Here is a 7,046-nt window from a genome sequence, read left to right on the forward strand (position 1 = left end):
CACTTCATCAAGTGCGACTAACGAATCTGCTGTATCAATAGCAGTCGTTGCATTAGCAATGATCTCTTCTAGATGTTGCATCATTTCCTCATCTACCAGTTGGTAGTGTCCGTATCGGATGATTAGTTTTTTTAGATAGCTACACATAGTAATCAAACACGCTACCAATGCCAAATTGAATCGCTAAAAGAGCAAGTTATTGACTAAAAACACGGCAAATTTAACGTTAGAAAACAGAATTTCATTGAAATCGATGAAATCAAAGAGAAACCGATACAAAAACGTCACCAAGTGAGACAGTTTGATTACATTCACAGAACCTTGTTTGAGGCGTGATGTTAGGAAGCGCTCAGTAGAAGAGTGAGAATTGAAACCAAGGAGCGAGGTTTAAGACCACCGCTCTTTGGTTTATTCGTAGAAAATCTGAATTTAAACTTAAAAATTGAAGCTAAAACATCGAGCCTTTAGAAGTAATACTCCAACGCCACTTCGACAAAATCATCCTTACGAGCGAAGAACAGTAAGTCTTCTGGGGTTTCATTCTCAAACAACCAAGCGTTTAATCGCCACTTGAGGTTGTTATTGATGCGGCTTGAGGCTTCCAACTTGGCGCTGTAGACATCGCTGTTGTCTAAGTCTTGAGTAATGCCTGTAAGTACTTCGGTGCCGTCTTCATCATTCAAGGCGACACGCGCCCCAAGGAACACATCGTTTTGGCCGATGGTTTGGGCGTTATTGCCTCGGCTGTCATACAAGTATTCAGCGATAAAGCCGATGTCCCAATACGATTCAAGCGCCCCAACCCATGTGTATTCAAAGCCTGTCGCGACGCCTGTGTGGTTGTCGTAGCTGTCGCGATAAATGCTTTCCAGCTTCCATAACCAGTCACCAATAATGCCTTGCACATCGAGTCCGAAGTGCTGCATTTGCGCGTAATACGGCTTTAGCTGATTGCCTTCTACACGATAATAAGGGTCGCGATTTGTGCCGCCTAAATAGCTTAAACCGACATCCCAATCGCCGTACATTTGGCTATAGCGCAGCGCTACATCAACGTGCTTTTCTTCTCTCGAAGATTCGTAAAGCGCATCGTCCGATACAGGTACAGTCGACCTTAATCGACCGTCTTCCCCTGCAAAGGTACGCTCACGAAAATACGGCAGTAACATGGCATCAATGGTTCCCCAGTCTTTGATTGAGGTAAAGTGCACCATAGGCTGACCCAACTTAGATTCACCATCGACCGATTCAATGGCATCGGTTTGGTTTACCACATCCACCAAGTGCGCCGATTCGGTTACACCCCAAAACACCTTGCCGACACCGGCTCGCAATTCGTAATCGTCCCAATAATTGAGATACAGAGCTTCACGAACGTCGCCATGGGTTCGCTCATCGTCTTCGCTGTCTAGGCGGTAAAACGGCGTGAAGGTAAAGCTGCCGTTGCCCTCCTCTTGCTCCCAGTAAAACTCTGGTTGCAACACCAGTGAGCTTTGTCCTTTATCTTGCCCTTGCAAACCGTCACTAAAGAACTGCCTGTGTTCGAGGTTAATCTGCCCTGCGAGCTGTGGGGTGATCTGTTCTACGAACTCAGAGCTAATTCCAGCCGCCACACATGGCAACGACACCTGCATGAGTCCAACGGTCGCTGCCAAGGTTAAAGATAACTGCGTTCCTGTTAACACAATCCTTTTCATATTCTTGCCTTACTTTGCACGTTTCAGTGTGTTTTTCTGGAAATCTTTGTCCTTAAGACCGGTTTGGAACGCTAAATCTGTCGTGGTTAAAACGGTGCTTTTGCCTGTTTGATGGTTTTGCATCGACATGGTGTGCGCGCGCCAGTATTGGTTTAGGTATTGTTTGTAGTCTTGGAACGAGAGGGTTTTCAACAATGCGCCTTTACGGTCGTAAAACTCCACTTGAACGGGGCGGTAATATTGTTGGTCTAGCCATACTTTCTGCATGGTGTAGCCAGAGTTTTTGTCGGTCGGAACCTGCTCTAAAACAAAGGTATCAACACCTTCAATTTTGGCGTCTTCAATGTAGTTGAAGGTGTACTTTCCTAACTCGAACGAGCTCAAGTCTTCATAAGCAAATTCACTGCCCATAAACGGGCCCGATTTGTTGCGCGAAGAGATGCGTTTTACACGCTTCAATGCAGGCAGATACAACCATTGGTCATCCGATTTAGAGATGTGTGAATGGTTCAAGAAAGCCGTGCCTTTTACGTCGCGAGGCTCATCAAAAATGGTCAGTCCTTTGTCGCCATCGTCATCCACTTCTAACGACTTCAATCGCATTAGGCGTGAGCTGCTTTCGCCTTGTTTGTTGCGAAGTAGCATTTCCATGGTCGCAACTGAATCGCCCCACCCCATATCGACGGCTTTGCGTTGTTCGGCAATCTCTAGGCCTTTCGCAGGGTCGGCTAACGCAGGGAAAGCGGCGAATATGCCTATTGTTAAGGTGCCGACGCTTAATGAACTGACAGCAAATAGTGTCGTAACGAGAGTTTGTTTAACGCTTTTCATAAATTTCTCCTTGAGTCAGCCCACCGCAGCAGGCTGACGATTCCTTATTTAGTCGAAGTCGACAGTTCGCCGGCTGGGTTAGCTTGCCCTGTTTTAGTTAGTTCTGTTTTAGATAACTCGGCTTTAGATAGCTTTGATTCGTGCTGAGGTTTATCTGCATAGTGGGTCTGTTTGTCGAAGATCATCAGCAAGCTAGGCAGCAAAATGAAGTCGACCACCAGCGCTATAAAAATCACAATCGCGCTGAGTAAGCCCATGTCGGAATTGAGTCTGAAGCTCGACATCGCCAGCACAGAGAAACCAGCCACAAGCACGACAGTGGTAATCCACAGTGCGCGACCAACGGTGTGGAACGCGTAACGCACCGCTTCTTCTGCTGATTTCCCTTCCATTCTTGCGCGTTGGTATTTACTTAAGAAGTGCACTGCATCATCGACAACGATACCCAGTGTGAGCGTGACCACGACTGACAAACCTAGGTTGATTTCACCAGAGATAAGCGCCCACAAACCAAAGCCGACAATTGCCGGGGCAATGTTTGGCACTAGGCTGATTAAACCTAAGCGAACCGAGCGCAATGCAAAGATCATCAGGCCAGAGATAAGTACTAAGGTGATAGGCAGAGTCGATAGCATGCTCGCCATGTTGGTTTCGCCAATGTGAGCAAACATCAGTGATGGGCTCGATGCGACCACTTCATACTGAGGTGCATTAGCCGCAAACCATGAGTAGATGCGCTCTTCGAGTTCAACCAATTCCACACTGCCTAGGTTGTCCACCGTCAGCACCATTTTGATCGATGATTTATCGACGTTGATTTGGTTGTTCAAGTCCAAACCGTATGGCAGAGACATTTCGTAAAGCAGTAAGTATTGCGCGGCGAGTTCACGGTTAAGTGGCAGTTGGTAGTAACTGTCGTCATCGCCATGCATGTTCTTATTCAAACGCATGTAAACATCGGAAAGCGTGGCCACGTGGTCGGTTTCTGGTTGTACGCGTAGCCAATCAGTAAAGTCACCAATCGCTTGTAAGAACACAGGATCAGCAATCGCTTGAGATTCGTTGGTTTTGACTGCGATGCTGATGGTGGTCATGCCGCTTACGGTCTCTTCCATGAAATCGGCGGCTTGTCTGAACTCACTTGAGGTATCGAAATACTTCACCGATTCATCATTCACTTTGTTGAGTGGAATTAACGCGGCAGCGCCAACAATCACAAGAGTAGAAATAGGCAGCAGTGCTTTACGGTTAGCAACGACAAAATCGCCGAGCTTATCCATGAAGGTCACTTTATCTGCCGCCAATGGATTTGCTGGCAAGCTCTTAACTGGCAACAGTTTTAACAGCGCAGGAAGCATGGTCACAGAGAGGAAACACGCGATGATCACGCCCAATGCCGACAAGTTACCGAAGTCTCGTAATACGGGAGAGTCCGACATGTTCATCATCAAGAAACCAATCGCGGTGGTCACCGAAGTAATTAAGATCGGCATCGCATTAAGCTTGATGCTGTATTGAATGGCTTGTGCTTTCTCCATCCCGCGCTGCATCGCTTGTCTCATGGTCACAATCACGTGAACACAATCGGCAACGGCAAGAGTTAACACTAAGGTTGGAACGTTAACCGTTGCGGTGCTGAGGAACATCCCTGCCCAGCCAGACAAACCCATGGTCGCGACAATCGAGGAGATAATCACAACTAAGGTAGCCACCACACTAAAGAACGAGCGCAACATAAAGGTGAGGAACACCAACACCACCAACAGCATTAACGGCACGAGCGTTGAGCTGTCTTCTTGGGCCGACATCATAAACGCGTTGTTCATGGCAATGATGCCCGCTTTATGGAATTCGACATTCGGATAATCGGCTTGGTACTTACCAATCATGGTGTTGATGGCCGCGATCACTTCTTGCACTTCAGCAGTTTTATCCACTTCGGGCAATTGCACGGTAACGTTAACAATCGTCACATCACCAGAGGCCGACACCAATGCGTTCTTGAGCAGTGGTTCGTTGAGCGCGATCTGTTTTACTTTGGCGATTCGCTCTGGTGTGTGCTCATATTCTTCGTAAAGAAGGTCTTCCACTAAGAGGTCATCTTCAACGGCTTCGGTATGCTGATAATTGGCAAGCGAATCGACACGGCTTGAGTACGGGATCTGCCACGCATCGACCGTAAGGTTTTGAATTAAGGTAAGGGTTTCTGGGGTGAAGACATTGCCATCTTCAGGCGCAATAACAATCGCGAGGTTGTCGGTTTTTGCAAAGGTGGTTTGAATCTCATCGAACGCCATCAACTGCTTGTTGGTGCCTTCGAAGAAGATGTTGTAGTCCCCTCTAAAGTAGAGGTTCTTCGCCCCAAAAGCAGAGAGCATGATGATTGAAAAAACCACCAGCAGAACGATAAACGAACGCTTAGTCGGTATTGAGTGCCAACTATTATCTAGATTATGAGCCTGTTGACCTGAGTTGAATGAATGATTCTCTAAATCGGGTTTTTTAGTTAAATCGAGGTGACTAGTTGAATCAGGGTTACTCATTAAATCAGAGCTATTGGCTAAATTGGGCTTCTGGCTGTCATGTTCCATCACAGTCTCCATTTGTGACGATTCGTCATAGTTGTGTCTTAAAAAGCCAGCCGAAGCTGACAAAAGACACAATTCTTAGTCATACACTCAAGAAAACCAAAACCACACTAGGCAAACTTAAGTTTATGACGAATCGTCACTAATGGTTATTAATAAACCCACACGAGTGGGCTTAATGGAAGATTATCGACCTACTGACTCTAGGTAAGCGACTTCTTCACTGAACAGTTCTTGTTCTACACGGCGCCAGGTTTTGCGGTAATCCCAATCGCTAGAAAGGGGCTGCCAATTTAGGCCGTCTAGTAGCATGTTCGCGTTGTGTAATACTGAATACGGGTCTTGTAACCGCTTAATACAATGACTGTTTGATGCGTTCTGTGACAAGGCATTTGAACCAAATGCGATTGACCAGTTAGCAAACACGATGGCATCCGAACCCACACCAGAAGAGAACTTAAGGTCACCGGCTTCTACTGCTCGGTTTACCATTGAATCGGCTTGTTCAATCACCAACTCTTCCAGTTCATTCATCTCGGTTACACGTGCACTAGACGCTTTCTCTAGTACCCACGGGCTTTTCGCCATGATCGCACAGGTTGATAGTACCGGTTCCATGCGAGCATAGATTCGGTAAGCAACGTGCAGTGCGACGATCTTTTCACGTGTGTTGCCTTCAAACTCTCCAGAACGAGCAAACATCAATGCCTCGGTCTTTAAAGAGTGAATACACAAGGCTAAAACCACGTCTTCTTTGCTGCAAAAGTGATTGTATATCGTACCTTTAGAATAAGAACTTGCTGCCGTTAGCCTATCCATCGTGAGGTTTCCGAACCCTTGTTCTCGAACCAGATCTTTTGCTAACAACATCAATTCTACTTCTCGGTCTGCTATAGACTGCTGCTTTTTAGACAACACGCCTTTGCAACCAAAGATACCTTGTTTATCGCCTTTACAACCAAAGCCAAACATAATTTCTCAGTCCGTATATGAGCTTAGCCGTTATCTAAGCTTCGCCAGTATTTAAAACGCTCCTATCCAATATATTAACACGAATAGTAAATTCATGTAGTTAACCATTTTGTGACGCTTCGTCATTTCTGACTTATCGTCATAATAGCGCAAATATTGATCATATCAAGGTGTTTCATAAAATTAAATTCACTTTATGAATAGATGAGAAAACCATCAATAATCACATCGCGTTACTCACCAGCCTGCCGTCATTAACTGGCATAGCATCAGTAACCAACATAAGATCAATAACCGATACAGCATCACTAACCAACGCGGCATCACTAACCAACGCAGAAAGAAGCGCCTTAGTTTGGCGAAACCAATACAAGCCCATTACGCTGTCTTCATCTAAATAGAGCATGATGGTTTAGGACAGTCAGCTATTCGAGCCGAATGGAGGGGTACGTAAACCACGAGAATGAGTGAGTTCAGGTTCACTTTTTGGTGCAGACCTCTCCTTATGGTTAATATTTGGCTTACTAATGCCGTTTTCTACTAAGTTGCTATAAATTAGGTAAGGGGTGACTTACAATAGTGACAACGACTTACCTTTTTTGAGAACACGATATTGAGCGCCAAATATTCTTATTTAGCTTGGCAAGTGAATACTTCTAGCCCAGCAGAAAAGCTTGTTTTATTGATGCTTGCAGACGGTGCTGACGAATTCGGCTACACCAATGTGTGCTTACAAACAGCAGGTCAACTTTGTGCTCTCTCTACGTTTGGTTTAGCCGACTGCCTTAAGTGTTTAGTCGACCAAGGTTTTCTCGATAAGGTAAAAGTAGATTATCGAGATCAAAAAGAGATTCACGTTTTCAAAATGCTCATTGAGCAAGAGCAAGCTACGGCGCACGTTGAGGTTCAACCGACCAACAGTATTCCTGTCTACTCTACGGCACCTGCACCTGCACCT

Annotated in this window: 5 protein-coding genes and 1 pseudogene; 1 reads left to right on the top strand and 5 read right to left on the bottom strand. The window is 45.8% G+C overall.

The window, feature by feature from the left end; all coding sequences use genetic code 11:
- Positions 1-464: 464 nt before the first annotated feature.
- The 5 genes from AB4653_RS03635 to AB4653_RS03655 form a co-directional block, all read right to left on the bottom strand.
- Complete coding sequence (locus AB4653_RS03635; RefSeq protein WP_102258576.1) at positions 465-1,697, bottom strand: hypothetical protein; 1,233 nt, start codon at positions 1,695-1,697, stop codon at positions 465-467.
- A gap of 9 nt (positions 1,698-1,706) precedes the next feature.
- A complete protein-coding gene (locus tag AB4653_RS03640; protein WP_102258577.1) occupies positions 1,707-2,528 on the bottom strand; it encodes an outer membrane lipoprotein-sorting protein in 822 nt (273 codons plus the stop codon).
- A 44-nt stretch (positions 2,529-2,572) separates the two neighbouring features.
- On the bottom strand, positions 2,573-5,182 hold the full coding sequence (locus tag AB4653_RS03645) for an RND family transporter (protein ID WP_102258578.1): 2,610 nt from the start codon (positions 5,180-5,182) through the stop codon (positions 2,573-2,575).
- A gap of 120 nt (positions 5,183-5,302) precedes the next feature.
- Entirely contained in the window at positions 5,303-6,088 is a 786-nt protein-coding gene (locus AB4653_RS03650) for a TetR/AcrR family transcriptional regulator (protein WP_009847004.1), read from the bottom strand.
- Between the two features lie 223 nt (positions 6,089-6,311).
- Entirely contained in the window at positions 6,312-6,494 is a 183-nt protein-coding gene (locus AB4653_RS03655; protein WP_133151992.1) for a hypothetical protein, read from the bottom strand.
- A 207-nt stretch (positions 6,495-6,701) separates the two neighbouring features.
- On the opposite strand from AB4653_RS03655, the pseudogene AB4653_RS03660 reads away from it, so the two are divergent.
- Positions 6,702-7,046 (top strand): annotated as a pseudogene (locus AB4653_RS03660) (hypothetical protein); the annotation flags it as partial.

This window comes from Vibrio sp. 10N.222.48.A3 (assembly GCF_041475345.1).
GTDB classification, from domain to species: Bacteria; Pseudomonadota; Gammaproteobacteria; order Enterobacterales; family Vibrionaceae; genus Vibrio; species Vibrio tasmaniensis_A.

Coding starts and splice junctions, on each gene's coding strand:
- AB4653_RS03650 (WP_009847004.1), bottom strand. CDS start 6,088: ATGTTTGGCTTTGGTTGTAAAGGCGATAAACAAGGTATCTTTGGTTGC.
- AB4653_RS03635 (WP_102258576.1), bottom strand. CDS start 1,697: ATGAAAAGGATTGTGTTAACAGGAACGCAGTTATCTTTAACCTTGGCA.
- AB4653_RS03640 (WP_102258577.1), bottom strand. CDS start 2,528: ATGAAAAGCGTTAAACAAACTCTCGTTACGACACTATTTGCTGTCAGT.
- AB4653_RS03655 (WP_133151992.1), bottom strand. CDS start 6,494: ATGCTCTATTTAGATGAAGACAGCGTAATGGGCTTGTATTGGTTTCGC.